Origin of the sequence: Sediminibacterium sp., from assembly GCF_019264485.1 — a bacterium.
Taxonomy (GTDB): domain Bacteria; phylum Bacteroidota; class Bacteroidia; order Chitinophagales; family Chitinophagaceae; genus Sediminibacterium.
In genome coordinates this window covers 144,455-162,900 of sequence record NZ_JAHVAA010000014.1, presented here as the reverse complement: position 1 = coordinate 162,900, position 18,446 = coordinate 144,455, and the positions used below count along the sequence as shown (strand labels likewise).

At 41.3% G+C, this 18,446-nt stretch carries 12 protein-coding genes; 7 read left to right on the top strand and 5 right to left on the bottom strand.

The window, feature by feature from the left end; all coding sequences use genetic code 11:
* Positions 1 to 28 precede the first annotated feature (28 nt).
* Complete coding sequence (gene mfd / locus KXJ59_RS12140) at positions 29 to 3,427, top strand: transcription-repair coupling factor (RefSeq protein ID WP_295204950.1); 3,399 nt, start codon at positions 29 to 31, stop codon at positions 3,425 to 3,427.
* 43 nt (positions 3,428 to 3,470) lie between these two features.
* On the opposite strand, the gene KXJ59_RS12135 is transcribed toward mfd, so the two are convergent.
* The 3 genes from KXJ59_RS12135 to gyrB all read right to left on the bottom strand — a co-directional run bounded on the left by KXJ59_RS12135 (position 3,471) and on the right by gyrB (position 7,520).
* Entirely contained in the window at positions 3,471 to 5,024 is a 1,554-nt protein-coding gene (locus KXJ59_RS12135) for a DUF4394 domain-containing protein (RefSeq protein ID WP_295204948.1), read from the bottom strand.
* A 117-nt stretch (positions 5,025 to 5,141) separates the two neighbouring features.
* On the bottom strand, positions 5,142 to 5,348 hold the full coding sequence (locus KXJ59_RS12130; protein WP_026768059.1) for a hypothetical protein: 207 nt from the start codon (positions 5,346 to 5,348) through the stop codon (positions 5,142 to 5,144).
* A gap of 192 nt (positions 5,349 to 5,540) precedes the next feature.
* Entirely contained in the window at positions 5,541 to 7,520 is a 1,980-nt protein-coding gene (gyrB, locus tag KXJ59_RS12125; protein ID WP_295204946.1) for a DNA topoisomerase (ATP-hydrolyzing) subunit B, read from the bottom strand.
* A 209-nt stretch (positions 7,521 to 7,729) separates the two neighbouring features.
* On the opposite strand from gyrB, the gene KXJ59_RS12120 reads away from it, so the two are divergent.
* Both KXJ59_RS12120 and KXJ59_RS12115 read left to right on the top strand, forming a co-directional pair.
* Positions 7,730 to 8,653, top strand: coding sequence for an AraC family transcriptional regulator (locus tag KXJ59_RS12120; RefSeq protein WP_295204944.1), 924 nt, complete (start codon positions 7,730 to 7,732; stop codon positions 8,651 to 8,653).
* 178 nt (positions 8,654 to 8,831) lie between these two features.
* The gene (locus KXJ59_RS12115) at positions 8,832 to 10,460 is read left to right on the top strand and encodes an amidohydrolase (protein WP_295204942.1); all 1,629 of its coding nucleotides are present in this window, start codon (positions 8,832 to 8,834) and stop codon (positions 10,458 to 10,460) included.
* Positions 10,461 to 10,569: 109 nt separating this feature from the next.
* Here KXJ59_RS12115 and fumC read toward each other — a convergent pair whose 3' ends face one another.
* Complete coding sequence (fumC, locus tag KXJ59_RS12110; protein WP_295204940.1) at positions 10,570 to 11,970, bottom strand: class II fumarate hydratase; 1,401 nt, start codon at positions 11,968 to 11,970, stop codon at positions 10,570 to 10,572.
* 188 nt (positions 11,971 to 12,158) lie between these two features.
* On the opposite strand from fumC, the gene KXJ59_RS12105 reads away from it, so the two are divergent.
* From KXJ59_RS12105 to KXJ59_RS12090, 4 genes are all read left to right on the top strand, one after another.
* Positions 12,159 to 13,241: an alkaline phosphatase family protein gene (locus KXJ59_RS12105; protein WP_295204938.1), complete on the top strand. Its 1,083-nt coding sequence runs from the start codon at positions 12,159 to 12,161 to the stop codon at positions 13,239 to 13,241.
* A gap of 186 nt (positions 13,242 to 13,427) precedes the next feature.
* Positions 13,428 to 13,682 (top strand): hypothetical protein, encoded by a 255-nt coding sequence (locus KXJ59_RS12100; protein WP_295204936.1) that lies wholly within the window; start codon positions 13,428 to 13,430, stop codon positions 13,680 to 13,682.
* Positions 13,683 to 13,783: 101 nt separating this feature from the next.
* Positions 13,784 to 15,526 (top strand): GMC family oxidoreductase, encoded by a 1,743-nt coding sequence (locus KXJ59_RS12095; protein ID WP_295204934.1) that lies wholly within the window; start codon positions 13,784 to 13,786, stop codon positions 15,524 to 15,526.
* Between the two features lie 46 nt (positions 15,527 to 15,572).
* Positions 15,573 to 16,232 (top strand): gluconate 2-dehydrogenase subunit 3 family protein, encoded by a 660-nt coding sequence (locus KXJ59_RS12090; protein WP_295204932.1) that lies wholly within the window; start codon positions 15,573 to 15,575, stop codon positions 16,230 to 16,232.
* Positions 16,233 to 16,275: 43 nt separating this feature from the next.
* Here KXJ59_RS12090 and metG read toward each other — a convergent pair whose 3' ends face one another.
* Positions 16,276 to 18,393 carry a methionine--tRNA ligase gene (gene metG / locus KXJ59_RS12085; protein ID WP_295204930.1) on the bottom strand — a complete coding sequence of 706 codons (2,118 nt, stop codon included), beginning with the start codon at positions 18,391 to 18,393 and terminating at the stop codon, positions 16,276 to 16,278.
* Positions 18,394 to 18,446: the final 53 nt, after the last annotated feature.

Below are 18,446 nucleotides of genomic sequence, written 5' to 3'. Positions count from 1 at the left end.
ATTTTTGATCGGGGCAGGATAAGGAGCTATGAATCTGAATGTGTTGTTGGAACAGTACCAGAATAACCCCCGCCTTTTTCAACTGGTGGACAGGCTTTCTTTTGCCCAACCGCAACAAATTTTCCTGAAAAACTTACAGGGCAGTAGTGCCGAATTTGTTGTGAGTGCAGTATTCTCTCACCCTTCTTCTCAGTCTTTGAACCATATTCTGGTGTTGAATGATGCTGAAGAAGCAGCCTATTTTCATAATACACTTGAAAACCTGACACAGGCACTTGATCTTTTTTATTTCCCTTCTTCTTTCAAAAACCGGAAAAATTTCAGGATCCTCAACAGCTCACATGTTATGCTTCGTACCGAAGCACTGACCAAACTGGCTGCAGGTGGAAACAGAAAAATTCTTGTCACTTATCCGGAAGCCATTTTTGAAAAAGTAGTGCTGCCCAAAACACTGAGCAGTAATATTATCACCATTAAAACCAATGATACCATTAACCCCAACAGTTTAATGGAACTCTTTGTAATGTATGGTTTTGAAAGAACAGATTTTGTGTATGAACCAGGTCAGTTTGCCGTTAGAGGTGGTATCCTCGATATTTATTCTTTCGGTAATGAAAAACCTTACCGGGTAGAATTATTCGGAAATGAAGTAGACAGTATACGCATATTTGATCCTGAAACACAGTTAAGTGAAAGAAAACTGCTACAGGTAAATATTATACCCAATGTAGAAACACAGTTCAGTACAGAAGAAAAAGTTTCTTTATTCGATTTTGTGAATGAAAATACGGTTGTATGGCTGAAAGACTGGGATGTAATTGCAGAAAAAGTACAGCAGCAATACGATGATATGATTGGGTTTCTTGAGCTGCTGAAAGATGGCTACCAGATGAAGGGCAATGAAGACGAGGAAGATATTCGTGTACTGAAAGAAATATCGGTTGATGATTTTGTAACTGTTTCAACCATCGGGAACCAAATCATCAATCGCCATATTGTTGAGTTTGGATATAAGCCACAATTGGCCAAAACAATCATTGAATTTAATACCCGGCCACAACCTTCTTTTAACAGGCAGTTTGATCTACTCATCAAAGATCTTACAGCGCATGAAACTGCCAGGTATGGTATTTATATTTTTGCCGAACAGGTAAAACAACTTGAACGGTTAAATACCATTTTTGCTGACCTCAAAACAGAGATTCAGTTTGTTCCTGTGCCATCGAGCATACATGAAGGTTTTATTGATGAAGATCTGAAGATCGTTTGTTATACCGATCACCAGATATTTCAGCGATACCATAAATACAAGGTTAAACAGGCGTATAATAAAAACAAGGCGCTCACACTTAAAACCCTGCGCGACCTTCAGCCAGGCGATTATGTAACACATATTGATCATGGTGTGGGAACTTATAGCGGGCTGCAAAAACTGGAAGTAAATGGCAGGTTACAGGAAGCTGTAAGGATCATTTATAAAGACAGTGATATTCTTTATGTAAATATCAATTCACTACACAAAATATCAAAGTATACCGGTAAGGAAGGCACTGTTCCAAAAATCAATAAACTGGGTAGTGATGTTTGGGCAAGATTAAAAGAAAAAACGAAAACCAAGGTTAAAGAAATTGCTTTCGACCTTATTAAACTTTATGCACAAAGAAAGGCACAGGAAGGTTTTGCTCATACGCCCGATAATTACATGCAGACAGAACTGGAAGCATCTTTTATTTATGAAGACACACCCGATCAGAGCAAGGCAACGGCCGATGTAAAAAAAGATATGGAAAGCCCTTCGCCCATGGATAGGCTTGTTTGTGGAGATGTAGGTTTTGGCAAAACAGAAATAGCAGTACGTGCTGCTTTTAAATCGGTAGTTGATGGAAAACAGGCTGCTGTTTTAGTGCCAACAACCATCCTTGCGTTTCAGCATTATAAAACTTTTAAAGAACGATTAAAAGATTTCCCGGTAACGGTAGATTATATCAATCGTTTTAAATCGGCCAAAGAGAAAAAAGAAACATTAAAAAAAGTAGAAGAAGGTAAGATTGATATTATTGTAGGTACACATGGTTTATTAGGCAAGGAAGTGAAATTCAGGGACCTGGGCGTAATGATTATAGATGAGGAACAGAAATTCGGTGTAGCACATAAAGAGAAACTGAAAACACTCAAGACGAATGTAGACTGTTTAACATTAACGGCTACCCCGATTCCGCGAACACTTCAGTTTAGCTTGATGGGTGCAAGAGACCTGAGCATCATTAATACACCGCCACCCAACAGGCAGCCCATTCAAACAGAAGTGCGTGTTTTTAATGATGATTTTATCCGCGACGCCATTTACTATGAAACAGAACGTGGTGGCCAGGTATTCTTTATTCATAACAGGGTAATAGGGTTGTCTGAAATGAGCGCCATGTTGCAAGGACTTTGCCCCGACCTCAGTATTGGTTATGCACATGGTCAGTTGGAAGGCCATGAACTGGAAGAAAGAATCATGGACTTCATTGATAAAAAATATGATGTTCTGGTATGTACGAATATAGTGGAGAGTGGGGTAGACATTCCGAATGTAAATACCATCATCGTAAACAATGCCCACCAGTTTGGGTTGAGCGATCTGCATCAGTTGCGCGGGCGTGTGGGCAGAAGTAATAAAAAAGCATTCTGTTATCTGTTGGCTCCTCCTATGAGTACCTTACCCACCGATTCGAGAAAAAGACTGCAGACACTGGAACAGTTTAGTGATCTGGGAAGTGGCTTCCAGATAGCCATGCGTGATCTTGATATTCGTGGTGCGGGCAATTTGCTGGGCGGAGAACAAAGTGGTTTTATGGCAGAGATTGGTTTTGAAATGTACCAGAAAATATTAGAAGAAGCCATCCGGGAACTGAAACGAACATCGTTCAAGGATCTGTTCAAGGAAGAAATCAGTAAACAGGATGATTATGTAAGTGATTGTACTATTGATACCGATCTTGAAATATTGATACCCGATAGTTATGTAGAAAGTATTGCAGAACGCCTGTCGCTTTACTCAAGACTCGATAATTGTGAAAAAGAAGAGGAGTTACAGGCATTTCATCGTGAAATGATAGATCGTTTCGGACCTATGCCTTCTGAAGTAGAAGATTTATTTGTTACTGTAAGATGCAGATGGAAGGCTGTTGAAATAGGATTCGAAAAGATGACCTTGAAACAGGATACACTCAGGTGTTATTTCATTAACCGACCTGATTCTCCCTATTTCGAATCGGGATTGTTTAAAAATGTATTGGCTTATCTGCAAACAGGCACCAACAAAGCCAGACTAAAACAGGCGGGTAAAAATTTCTTATTAGTAGTTGATGATATAAAAGACATGAACGCCATGTTGCGATTCCTTGATGGTATGCACAAAGGCGTTGTGCAACAAAAAGACTAACCAAAAAAGGAGTCTGCACAAAGCGTGCAGACTCCTTTTGCTTTTATAAACCAAGCCCTAACGCAAACCCACGAAGTTTAGTTGTTAAACTACCTGCATTTGTTAATGCACCTGTTGTAAGATTTACAGTGTAGATATTTGTTGCAGTACCAATTGTGCCCACGGCATAAGCCATACCTGTTCTACCACCTATATCAAAACCATTCAAAGCATCTATAGTTACTCCAAGGTTACCTACTTCAACCAATGTTCCGTTATTGGGAGGATCCTGTTTAAATAATTTAGCTCCATTCAGTACATACAGCAAAGTGCTAGTAGTACCGGCGAAATTATTCGTGTAAGCAGCTCCCGTAATCATAGGTAAGCCTGGATTAATAATACCATCAGTTGCTGCAATGGTTCCGTCATTTGGATTCAGGCGAAGGTTTTGTCCGCTGTTACTCACCAGTCTGATACGATCAACAGTAGGGTTGAAATCAAATGCCCAGGCCGTTGCAGTGGCGTCAACCATGAAACCTGTTCCTACAGCCGAAGCCGCGCCGGAAGATGGATTTAGTGTGTAAAGTTTTGCTGCGCCGGTTGCGTTTACTGCAAAAGCATATAATTGTCCATTGGCAGGTCTGAAATCAATACCGTGAATCATTTCGCCTGATGCAAGACCGGTAATGGCCCTGCTCACCATTGTTTGCGGTTTTGTGGGATCGAAGATCTGTAACATATTGGTTTCATCAACACCATATGCTACAGGTGGTGTTGGAATAGCAATATCAATCAGGTTGGCTGCTATTTCATTGATATACATTGCAGCTCCTGAATTCAGGTTGATGCTGTGTAATCTTGTTTTTCCACTCTGGGTAAATGTTGCGAGTGATACCATATTGTCGGGGCTGATATCAAATCCACCTTTACCAACAAAATCAATCCCCAGCTTACCCACTTCTGCTAAAGTGCCATCATTGGGCGGGTTTTGTTTGTATAATTTTTTCTGCGAAATATCTATATCAAAAAGATCGGTTGTAGTTGCACCCGAACGACTATTGGTATAGGCAATAGAAGTGATAGCAGGATTGCTTCCTCCATTAATGTTTCCATCGGTAGCAACAACGGCCCCTGTTTCTGGATGTAAACGCAGGTTTTGTCCTGTATGAGTTACCAGCCTGATACGGTCAACAGTTGGGTTAAAATCTATATTGGCAACGGTAGAAGTTAATGCAGGTGTAAATGCAGTGGTTCCGATTGCTGTTACGTTACCATTGATAAGACTGATAACATATAACCTGCTGTTGGTAGACAGGCCATATAACTGCATGGTAGCAGGTCTGAAATCAATACTTATTAAACGTTCTCCAGCAGACAAGCCGTTAATCGTCATCGATGCTTCAACCGTGGCAGGTGCTTTGGCATTGTATCGATTGAGTTTACCATCGTCCGAAAGGCCGTAAAATACCATATCAGGACCAGCGGCTGGTGTATAAACTGGTGGCTCCGGTATATTGCCGGCGTTTCCGGATTCTTTGGTACAGCCTGTACTCAGTATGTTGATGGTTAAAGCTGCAGAAAGAATGAATAAACTCTTTTTGGTTAAAAGAATGTTCATAGTGTTCGGTATTTCGGTGAACCCTATAAACGGTAAATCTGACTAAGTGGATTGGCCAATAATAAAAAAGCCATCTCGTTTAAAACGAAATGGCTTCAAAATTTTTTCAGACAAGAATCAGAATCCTTTTTTAGCAACCCCATCGGCAATCGCCTGTAGAGCTTTGGCTTCGCCCAGTATGGCAGCCATTTTATTTCCTTTACCATCATGCCCTGCAGCCATATAGCCTCCACGAGCGGTTTTGGTGATCACTGCATCCTGCATCGGAACATTTTTTTCTTTGGTCTTCAGACAGTATGCCTTGATCATTTTTGATGTGTCCATTTTCTTTGAATTTAATTAGGTTAGTAAATAAACTACGGGTTATGTTACCACAACTTACTGTTTTTTGGTGAAAATCAAAAGGGATGGGGAAAATAGTAATCCACAGGGGGGATAAATCAAATTTCAAAAATAAAAAGTCAAAATTCAAAAAGACCAGTTTTTGAGTTTTGACTTTTTATTTTTGAATTCATTCTACACGTCAATTTTCGCGTACTTGGCATGACTCTCAATGAATTCGCGGCGTGGGGCCACTTCATCACCCATAAGCATACTGAATATCCGATCGGCTTCTGCAGCGCTTTCAATAGTTACCTGTTTCAGTGTACGACGGGAAGGGTCCATGGTAGTTTCCCATAACTGGTCTGCATTCATTTCACCCAAACCCTTGTATCGCTGAATGGTTACACTGTCATCTTTTCCACCACCTAATTTTTCAATCCACATTTTTCTCTGCTCTTCATTATAAGCATACTGTTGCTCTTTTCCTTTCTTCACCAGATACAGTGGGGGTTGAGCAATGTATACATAACCCTGTTCCACCATTTCTTTCATGTAACGGAAAATGAAGGTGAGAATCAGTGTGGCGATATGCGAACCATCCACATCGGCATCGGTCATGATGATGAGTTTATGGTAGCGCAGTTTAGTAATATTCAATGCTTTCGGATCTTCAGGTGTTCCTACTGTTACACCCAATGCAGTGTACATGTTCCTGATCTCTTCATTCTCATAAATCTTATGCTCCATTGCTTTCTCCACATTCAGAATTTTACCCCTTAATGGAAGAATGGCCTGGTAACTTCTGTCGCGTCCCTGCTTGGCTGTACCACCTGCCGAGTCTCCTTCCACGAGGTATAACTCACATTTCTTCGGATCACGTTCACTGCAATCGGCCAGTTTGCCCGGTAGACCACCACCGGTAAGCACGGTTTTACGCTGCACCATGTCGCGGGCTTTTTTTGCCGCCACCCTTGCCTGTGCTGCAAGTACAATTTTTGAAATTACATGTTTGGCTTCTTTCGGATTTTCTTCGAGATAGGCTTCAAGTACACGTGCCACCGTTGTTTGAACCACACCACTTACTTCACTGTTACCCAGTTTCGTTTTGGTTTGTCCTTCAAATTGTGGCTCTGGAACTTTTACAGAAATGATGGCACTCAATCCTTCACGAAAATCATCTCCTTCTACCTGAACTTTTGCTCTTTCAAATAAACCTTCCCTGTCGCCATAACTTTTAAACACCCTTGTTAAGGCCTGACGGAACCCTGTAACGTGTGTACCACCTTCAATGGTGTTGATATTATTTACGTAAGAGAAAATATGTTCTTTAAAATCATCATTATAAGTCAAAGCCACTTCTACTGCTACATTGGTGGTTTCATCATGTCCTTCTACATATAAGGGCTGTGCAATGATGGGGGTACGGTGGCCGTTTTTATCGAGCATCTGTACAAATTCGGTGATACCGCCTTCACTGTAGAAATTCTTGGAATACACATTACCTTCTTCATCTTTTTCCCTGAGATCGGTAAGGGTGATGCTGATGCGCTTATTCAGGTAGCTCAATTCACGTAAACGACCTTCAAGGATGTCTTTCTTATAAACTGTTTCCTGAAATATGGTGGTATCGGGCCAGAAGCGAACATGTGTTCCGGTAATAGCACTGGTGCCAATTTCGCGAACAGGATATTGTGGTACACCAATCTTGTATTCCTGTTCAAATATTTTTCCTTCACGATGAACAGTTACCTGTAAAGTGGTACTTAAGGCGTTTACACAACTCACACCCACACCATGTAAACCACCCGAAACCTTATAGGTATTCTTATCGAATTTGCCACCGGCATGTAATACGGTCATTACTACTTCCAGTGCACTTCTTTTTTCTTTGCTGTGCATGGCGGTAGGAATACCACGACCATCATCCTGTACACTGATGGAATTATCTTCATGAATGGTTACACCGATATTTTTGCAATAACCGGCCAGGGCTTCATCAATAGAGTTGTCTACTACTTCATATACGAGGTGGTGAAGGCCTTTAACGCCCACATCACCAATATACATGGCGGGTCTTTTACGAACCGCTTCCAAACCCTCTAAAACCTGTATGCTGTCGGCACCATAATTCTTATTCTGTGCCTCGTTACTGTTCAATTGTTCCTGATCCATAAATGCTTGTGAATCCTGTGTTTAAGTGAAATTTCGCAGGTCGACAAAGCTAATGAAAATAAGGCTGTTTTTGGGGTAAAAAAAGACCTGGTTTTCCACATTTTGAACGCTTTTCTGACTTGTTTGAAAAGCGCTTTTTGACAGTGCCATGACATCCTTCCGGGAACTGTTTACGTTAATTTGATGTTTATACATTAATTTTGCAGGTAATGGTGGAAGTAATGGATATATTGAGGGTGGCAAATAAAGGTGGAATTGAACCTACCATGGACCTGTTGTACCAGAAACAGCAGCAGATTCCGGGCTCCATTCATTACAATATCAGGCGTTATTATGCCCAGCACCCCTGGGTGGCAGATGATACCGGTATGATGGTGTATCATTATAACAGCCGTAAACCGGAAGATAATTATCTGGAATTACGTTATTGTACAACAGGCAACCGTTATTGCCCCGAAAAAAGTTGCGCCCAATGCGTGGAACTGCCTACCAACAATTGCAGCGGGAAACATCAGACAGTTGATGTATTTACTTTTCATTTTACCTCCACCTTCCTGCACCAGTTTGTACACAATGTAAAACTGAGCAACCGGAAAGATGAAGTGCTGGCTTTTAAACATCCTCATGCCTTTACCAAAGTGTTCCCACTTTGTAACAGAAAAAGAAACTCGCTGGATGCGCTGTTGAATCACAGTTATACCGGTGCCCTTGAAAATATTTTCGTTAATGCCAAAGTACATGAACTCTTATTGTACAGTCTCGATTGTCTTGTAGACGAGAAAGAAGAAGGCTTTACCTGTAAATTCCTGGCCGATGAAAGTGGTCGCGACCGTATTTACCAGGCAAGAGAAATTTTATTGCAACATATCGGCGATCCCATTACGATTAAAGAACTGAGCCGTAAAGTGGCCATGAACGAGTGTTACCTGAAAAAAGGATTCAAAGAGGTTTTTGGTACCACTATTTTCGATTTCTATCAGCAACAAAGAATGGAGCATGCCAAATACCTGCTCTATGAAAAAGGGTTAAGTGTAACCGATGTTTCGGCATTACTGGGGTACTCTTCTATCTCACATTTTTCTGCTGCTTTTAAAAAACATACCGGGTTGAAACCCTGCGACTTACTTCGATAATAAATTAAGTCCGGAGTCGGTAAGTCCGAAAGTCCGGTAGGATTTTATCATTGCAGTAAGTTTTTGTCAACACTTCATTTTCTGACTTCTGTCTTCCGGTCCCCGGACTTACCGACTTTCGGACTTTCAATCCTATAGATTTATTATCTTTCCCTATCTACTAACAAAACCCATACTTATGAGGAATGTTTTCTCCTTTCTCCTTCTATGCCTTTTAACGGCTTGTTCGAACAACAAAGCCGACACCATCATTCATCATGCAGTGATTTATACTGTTGATTCAGCTTTTACGACTGCTGAAGCCATGGCAATTAAAGATGGATTAATTGTAGAGACAGGCAGCAATGATTTCATCCTTAAAAAGTATAAGGCTGATGAAACAGTAGATGCGGGTGGACAGGCTGTGTACCCTGGATTAATAGATGCGCATGCTCATTTTGTAGGATATGGCCGATCATTGTTTCAGGTGGATCTCTTTGGTACCAATACCTGGGAAGAAACAGTGGCGAGGGTAAAAGCTTTTGCAGATGAACATCCCGACCTGTTCTGGATACAAGGCAGGGGATGGGATCAGAACCGCTGGCCTGGTAAAAGTTTTCCTACCAATGAAGAATTAAATCAATTGTTCCCCGATAAACCCGTAGTACTCACTCGCGTTGATGGGCATGCGTCTATCGCCAACCAGAAGGCATTGGACCTTGCAGGTATTAAAGCAGGGCAGACAATTGTGGGAGGTTCTATTGAAGTAAAAAATGGTTTGTTGACAGGTGTATTAATTGACAACGCCGACAACAGAGTGTATGCGCAGATTCCTGCTCCCACCAAAGCAACATATGTGCAATGGTTACAGGCAGCAGAAAAAAACTGTTTCGCTCAGGGATTAACTACTATTACAGATTGCGGCTTGCATTATACCGATGTTGAAGCCATTGACACTTTGCAAAAAGAAGGTAAGCTCAATATGCGTTTATATGTAATGCTGAGTGACGATGCATCTAATTATGAAAAATTTCTTCCCCGCGGTCCGTACAAAACAGATAAACTTTTTGTAAAAGGCATTAAAGTGTATGCCGATGGTGCATTGGGTAGCAGGGGTGCCTGTTTATTATCGCCATACAGTGATAGAAAAGACTGGACAGGTTTTTTATTGAGAAACAAGAACCATTATGATTCACTTGCCGGTGTTTTATCGAAAACAGATTTTCAGATGTGTACACATGCCATTGGCGATAGTGCCAATAGGGAAGTGCTGAATATCTATAATAAATATTTGGGTGGAAAGAATGATAAACGCTGGCGCATAGAACACGCTCAGGTGATTCATCCCGATGATTTTAATTTATTCGCCAGTGCCAGTGTCATACCATCTGTTCAACCAACACATGGAACCAGTGATATGTATTGGGCAGGAGAACGCCTGGGAGCAGAGAGAGTAAAAGGTGCTTATGCTTTTAAACAACTGCTGCAACAAAACGGATGGATACCATTGGGTACCGATTTTCCGGTGGAAGATATTTCTCCCTTTAAAACTTTTCTGGCAGCAGTAGTAAGAAAAGATGCAAATGGTTATCCTGAAAATGGTTTCCAGATGGAGAATGCGCTTACACGTGAAGAAACCATACGCGGCATGACCATCTGGGCGGCCAAAGCCAGTTTTATGGAAAATGAAATAGGTAGTCTGGAGAAAGGGAAAAAAGCCGATTTCATCATCCTCGATCAGGATTTAATGAAAGTGGCACCGGAGAAAATTTTAGAGGTAAAAGTAAAAACAACTTATAGTGGCGGGAAGAAAGTACATGGGCAATAAAATATAAATACCCTATTTTCTTTGTATAAAATTAAGCCACAGATTCACAGATTTTAGTAAAATAATCTGTGAATCTGTGGCTTATTAATTCTACAAATATGAGAGCGATCTATTTAATCTCACCCACCATATCTCCCGGAATTACCCAGGCATCAAATTCTTCAGCAGTAAGATAACCCAGTTTAACAGCCATTTCTTTTAGTGTAGTTCCTTCCTTGTGCGCTTTCTGTGCAATTTCGGCTGCTTTGTAATAACCGATTTTGGTATTCAGGGCAGTTACCAGCATCAGACTATTGTTAACATGCTTTTTGATATTGGCTTCTAAAGGTTCTATACCTATTGCACATTTGTCATTAAAGCTTACACAACCATCACCAATTAGTCTGGCGCTGTGTAAGAAATTATAAATCATTACAGGTTTAAATACATTCAGTTCGAAATGACCTGTAGCGCCACCAATATTTATTGCCACATCATTACCCATTACCTGTGCAGCAATCATGGTTAATGCTTCACACTGGGTAGGGTTTACTTTACCGGGCATAATGGATGAACCGGGTTCATTATCAGGAATAAATAGTTCACCAATACCACTTCTTGGACCGGAACTCAGCATGCGTATATCATTAGCAATTTTCATGAGGCTTACCGCAACAGTTTTCAGGGCACCATGTGCTTCTACGATGGCATCGTGGGCTGCCAGTGCTTCAAATTTGTTTTCTGCGGTTACAAATGGTAAACCTGTTAAGTTGGCAATATGTTTAGCCACATTTACATCATATCCTTTAGGCGTATTGATACCCGTGCCCACAGCAGTACCACCTAATGCCAGTTCACTCAAATGTGCCAGGGTATTATTGATGGCTTTCAATCCATGATCGAGCTGACTTACATAACCACTGATTTCCTGTCCGAGTGTAAGGGGTGTGGCATCCATAAAATGGGTGCGGCCAATTTTCACCACATGCATAAATGCTTTGCTTTTGGCTGCCAGTGTATCTCTTAATTTTTTGATACCGGGAATGGTTACTTCCAGTAAAATTTTATACGCAGCAATATGCATGGCTGTCGGAAAAGTATCATTAGATGACTGCGATTTGTTTACATCGTCATTCGGATGAAGAAACTTCTCTTTATCGGAGAGGTTACCACCTTTTATTACATGACCACGATAGGCCACCACTTCATTCACATTCATATTACTCTGTGTACCAGAGCCGGTTTGCCAAACCACGAGTGGAAACTGGTCATCTAATTTACCTGCCAGAATTTCATCGCACACCTGTCCAATCAGTTCAGCTTTTTCCTGTGGCAGTACACCAGCATCGGCATTGGTGAGTGCGGCGGCTTTTTTCAGGAAAGCAAATGCCTGAATAATTTCTTTGGGCATTTTATTGATGTCCTGTGCAATACGAAAATTATCGATACTACGTTGTGTCTGGGCACCCCAGTAAACATGAGCGGGTACATTTACCTCACCCATTGTGTCTTTTTCAATACGAAATTCCATATTCTGGATTTTAGATGATCGGGTAGAATGAATTGCGCTGCAAAGGTACTAAGAAGCGCAAGTAAACAGGCAAAAAATGAAAAGATTTGAAGTTTAACCTGTCATTTTTTGTATTTAGGTTAAATGAAGACAGTAACCGGTAAATACTATGCTTTTTTCTTATTTTTCATGCTCAGAAAAACAGTTTTATGCATAAAATCCTGCTATCCTTTTCCCTGCTGCTTACCTTGTTTTCTCAGGCACAAAAAACTGAAAACATCATCATAATCACCACCGATGGGTTCCGCTGGCAGGAATTGTTCAAGGGAATGGATGAAACCCTTGCTCGCGACAGCCGTTATAATCAGGACGATAGTGCAGGTGTACTAAAAACTTTTGGTGCCTCATCTGAATCAGAAAAAAGAAAAAAACTGATGCCTTTTTTCTGGAACACAATTGCTATAGAGGGGCAGCTGTATGGCAACAGAACATTGGGTAGTAAAGTGAATGTCAGTAACCGCTACTGGTTTTCTTATCCGGGATATAATGAAATTTTATCGGGTTATGCAGATAACAGGATTGATGCAAATGATTATCCTCCCAATCCAAATATCACCATCACAGAATTTTTTAATCAGCAACCGGCTCTCAAAGGAAAAGTAGGTGCATTTGGTGCGTGGGAAGCATTTAATCGTATACTCAATGAACAAAGAAGCGGTGTTCCGGTAGTGGCAGCATACGATACCTGCGGAGGTGCGAAACCGAATACCAATGAATTAATGATTAACAGGCTGCTGCGCGATTCACATAAAGAATGGCCGGAGGAATGTTTTGATGTATTTACCCATCATGCAGCCATGGAATACCTGAAAAAAGAACAGCCCAAAGTAATGTATATCGCCTATGGAGAAACAGATGAATGGGCGCATGGCTGGAAATACAAGTATTACCTGAATGCGGCTCAGCAGGTTGACCAGTGGGTGGCTGAAATATGGAATTATATCCAGTCAACACCTGCATACAAAAACAAAACAACACTATTTATTACCACAGATCATGGCCGCGGTGATAAGGATAAAAGTAAATGGACCAGTCATGGCAGTGATATTGAAGGAGCTGATGAAATATGGCTCGCTGTTATTGGGCCAGATACACCACCAATGGGGGAGATAAAAACCAACTCACAGTTTTACCAGAAACAGTTTGCACAAACCATTGCCAGACTAATGGGCTATGTTTTTAAAGCCAATCAGCCAATTGCAGATGGAATAGCGGAAGTGATGAAAAAATAACAGCCTGAGTAATTGTTCCATAGCATTAGTTATAAAAGGTAATATGTGCAGTTTTTCTGCCAATATCACTTGATAAATCTGTTGTAACCTTTTGTTGCTTTTTTGAGAAAGTATTCAAAACTTCGGTTCATAAATATGAATAGTCTCTTCTAAAAAAACTATATTCGGCACAGCAAATACCTTTCAATGAAACCACAGCCTATCTCAGAAATGAGTACCGAAAACCTGAAGAAAAATTATAAAGCCATGAAACTGGTAATGGGCATTTCATCAGGAATGTTTATTGTGATGGTAGTATCAGGCATATATATAACCCTTACCAAGGGGTTTGGTACCATCTCTATTTTGCCGCTTGTGTTCTTACCCATCTTTATCAGCAATATCACCAACCTGAAAAAGATAAAAACAGAACTCATAACCAGGGGGGAAATAATAAAATAATAAGTAAATCAAGAAAAACAAGTAAAAAGGTACAAGAAACCAAACTTTGCATTCTCAAATTTCCAATCCGCCTGAGGCGGATCAAATTTTCAAATTACTATATGGGAGATCTTCAGATTAAGAAACAGCCTAAACAATACGATGCAGTCATCGTAGGATCAGGAGCAGGCGGCGGTATGGCCGCTTATGTACTGGCTAATGCCGGACTTAAAGTTTGTTTACTCGAAGCAGGGGCAGATTATGATCCTGCCAAACATTCGTCTCAACTCAAAAATCCGTGGGATTCTCCCCGCAGAGGTGCCAGCACTAAATTCCGTCCCTTTGGCGATTTTGATGGCTGTTTCTGGGGCTGGGAAATTGATGGTGAACCTTATACCATGGCAGAAGGGAGTGATAAATGGGACTGGTGGCGCGCCCGTATGATTGGTGGTCGTACCAATCACTGGGGAAGGATATCACTGCGTTTCGGTCCGCGCGATTTCAAAAGAAGAAGTATTGACGGGCTGGGCGATGACTGGCCCATTAGTTATGATGACGTAAAGCCATATTACGATAAGATCGACAAACTACTGGGTGTATTTGGTTCGATGGAAGGATTAGAGAATGATCCTGATGGTATTTTCCTGCCGGCTCCTAAACCTCGTTTACATGAGTTAATGATCAAAAAAGCGGCAACAGGTATTGGTGTTCCTGTAATTCCGTCGCGCCTCTCTATTCTTACCAAACAAATCAATAAAGAACGTGGCGAATGTTTTTATTGTGCGCAGTGCGGACGCAGTTGTAAAGCTGCTGCCGATTTCTCGTCTTCTTCTGCATTGGTACAACCCGCTGTAAGAACAGGTAATGTAGATGTAATTACACAGGCCATGGCTAGAGAGGTAATTACCAATAAAGAAGGGCTTGCTACAGGAATATCTTATGTAGATAAGACTGATATGATGGAATACCAGGTGAACGGTAAAGTGGTGATATTGGCTGCCAGCGCCTGTGAAACTGCCCGTTTATTACTCAATTCAAAATCGCAGCGTCATCCTAATGGACTGGCCAACAGCAGTAATGTGGTTGGAAAATATTTGCATGATTCAACCGGTGCTGCATTGGGTGGGGTTCTGCCGGAACTCTTTGGACGTAAGCGTTACAATGAAGATGGAGTGGGTGGTATGCATGTGTATACACCCTGGTGGCTCGATAATAAAAAACTGGATTTCCCACGTGGTTACCATATTGAATATTGGGGTGGAATGGGTCAGCCAGCCTATGGTTTTGGTTTTGGTATGCAGGGCATGAATGGAAAATATGCTGTAAACGGTGTGAAAAAAGAAGCGGGTGGTTATGGAGCTTCATTGAAAGAAGATGTGCGTTATTTCTATGGTGCCGGAGTGGGTATGGCTGGTAGGGGTGAGGCAGTTCCACGTATTGACAATTATTGCGAGATCGATCCGAAAGTAGTAGACAAATTCGGTATTCCTGTTTTGCGTTTTCATACTACGCATTCAGAATATGAGATCAACCAGGCCAAGCATATGAAAGAAACTTTCAAAGAAATTATGCACGAAATGGGTGCTATAATTACCTGGGGTGGAGATGATGATGCTTCTAATAATTATGGTCTGGCCAATCCTGGTAATATCATTCATGAAGCGGGAACAGCCAGAATGGGTAATGACAAAAAAACATCTGCACTCAACAAATGGAGCCAGGCACATGATTGTAAAACCCTTTTCTGTGTAGATGGCAGCCAGTTTACTTCTCAGGCAGATAAAAATATCACCTGGACCATTCTGGCACTTTCTATGCGTGCATCGGAGTATATCATTGACGAACTGAAAAAACAAAATCTGTAAACCCATCCCGTCTTGTTTAAAGTAAGACGGGGCAAAACATAATACCATGGACAGAAGAAAATCCATAAAAGCATTGGTAGTTGGTACAGTAGCAACTGGTGTATTGGTAGATGCCTGTAAACCTGCGGAGAAAAAAGAGGCCGCCGGTACCATTGGGGGCATCAATGTAGAAGACAGAATGGCGGAAGAAAAAGCTTATCTGGATAAACTCAGCAAGGAAGCGAAATTTTTTACGCCACATGAAATGTCAACCATTACTATACTGGCAGACATAATTGTACCTAAAGATGCGGTGAGTGGCAGTGCAAGCGATGCCAAAGTGCCCGATTTCCTTGAGTTTATTGTAAAAGATATGCCATCGCACCAGACACCGATGCGTGGTGGGTTACGCTGGCTGGATATGCAGTGCTTCAAACAATTTGAAAAGTCATTTGTGGACTGTTCAGAACAGCAGCGGATACAACTGGTTGACCAGATTGCCTACCCTGAAAAGGCAAAGCCGGAAATGGCACAGGGTGTTGCATTCTTCAACCTGATGCGCGATTTAACCCTCACAGGTTTTTATACATCTGAAATAGGTGTAAAGGATATTGATTATCGTGGTAATGTACCCAATAAATGGAATGGTGTTCCCGATGATGTATTGAAGCAATACAAACTGGCCTATTCTGAACGAGAATTGAAAGAATGCGCAAGTTATAGTTAATTAAAAAGGGCCAATCTGAAAGACTGGCCCTTTTTAATTATTGTCAGCTCACCCCACTACCCGGGTTTATTTTTTCTTCCGGGTTAATGAAATGTAATGATCCTTTAGCATCCTCAGCCATTAGTATCATACCATTGCTTTCAATACCTCTCATTTTGCGTGGCGCAAGATTGGTTACAACTGTTACCTGCTTCCCAACAATATCTTCCGGCTTAAAATGAAGTGCGATACCCGATACAATGGTTCTGGTTTCAAAACCGAGGTCTACCTGTAATTTCAGGAGCTTATCAGCTTTCTCTACTTTTTCAGCGGATACAATGGTGCCCACTTTCAAATCAATTTTAGCAAAATCATCAAACGTAATTTCAGGTTTCACGGTGATAGCTTTCAATTCACTATTCACTACTGACTCCTCATTACTTTCTTTCTTAATACTTGCAGCATTTAATTTTTCTACCTGTTCCATAATTTCACTGTCTTCAATTTTTCTGAATAATAATTCTGGTGGGCGGAGTGTATAACCTGCGCTCAGTAATTTCATACTCCCTGCATTTTCCCAGTCCAGTATTTTGTCAACCACTTTCATCATATGGCACATTTTTTTAGCCGTGAAAGGAAGAAAGGGGTTGATGAGTATTGCCAGATTTGCTGTTAACTGTAAGCAGATATGCAAACAGTTATCTATATTTTTTTGTGCATCCGGATTTTCAGTCAGGCTTTTTGCTACGATCCAGGGCTCTTTTTTCTGCATGTACTGGTTGCCTGTTCTGGCGAGATTGATCACTTCAAATAATGCTTCCCTGAATTTATATTCTTCCAGCAAACCGGTTATTTTCTCTACTGTATTTTTTATATCAGCTATGGTTGACTGATCCAGCTCATCTGCAATCTCCTTGTGAAACGCGGGCACTTTACCACCACAGAGTTTATGCATGAGTACAAACGTGCGGTTCACAAAATTACCAAAGATGCTTACCAGTTCACTATTATTGGCATCCTGAAAACCCTTCCACATAAATTCACTGTCTTTGGTTTCAGGCGCAATCTGTGTAAGATAATAGCGTAATACATCCGCCATCTGGCTGCCGCCATTTTCCTTGTTAATAAAATCATTGATATAATCCTGCATATCGAGTTTCCAGTTGCGGCTGGTACTCATTTTATCGCCTTCCAGGTTCATGAATTCATTGGCCGGAACATTATCGGGTAAAATATTGCCATGTAGTTTCAGCATCACCGGGAAAATGATGCAATGAAATACAATATTATCCTTGCCAATAAAATGAACAAGTTTGGTGTCTTTATCTTCCCAATAGGGTTTCCAATCATTGCCGGTATTAATGGCCCATTGTTTGGTAGCGCTGATATAACCAATCGGTGCATCAAACCATACATATAATACTTTACCCGCCGCATCTGTCAAAGGTACTTTTACGCCCCAGTCTAAATCGCGTGTAACGGCACGAGGCTGTAACCCCCCATCTATCCAGCTTTTGCACTGACCCAAAACCGTTGCCCTCCAGTCATTGGCGTGTTCCTTTAATATCCAGTCGCGTAAAAAAGTTTCATGCCTGTCGAGTGGCAGGTACCAGTGTTTGGTGAGTTTTTTAACGGGTGTTTTTCCACTGAGTGTACTTACAGGGTTAATGAGTTCATCCGGACTCAAACTTTTGCCACATCGTTCGCACTGGTCGCCATAAGCGCTATCGAAACTACAATTGGGGCAGGTTCCTTTGATATAACGATCGGCCAGGAATGTTTTGGCTTCCTCGTCATAATACTGTTCTGATTCTTTGATTTCCAGGTCACCGTTATCATTCAGTTTGGTAAAAAATTCCTGTGCTGTTTCATGATGCAATGGATCGCTGGTGCGGTGATAGATGTCAAAAGCAATACCAAGGTCCTTGAAGTTTTGTTCCATCAAAGGATGGTACTTGTCGATGATGGCTCTGGCAGTGGTACCCTCCTTCGTTGCCTGGATGGGAATAGCCGTTCCATGCTCATCGCTGCCACATACAAAAACCACATCTCTTTTCTGCGACTTTAAATAACGAACGTAAATATCGGCAGGCAAATAAGCACCCGCGAGGTGGCCAATATGTTTTTGCCCGTTCGCATAAGGAAGGGCTGCTGTAATAAGGTATCTTTTTGGTTGATTCATGCTCATGTCTTCTAAATCCGGTCCATAAAACCGAGCCGGGCTGCAAAAATACA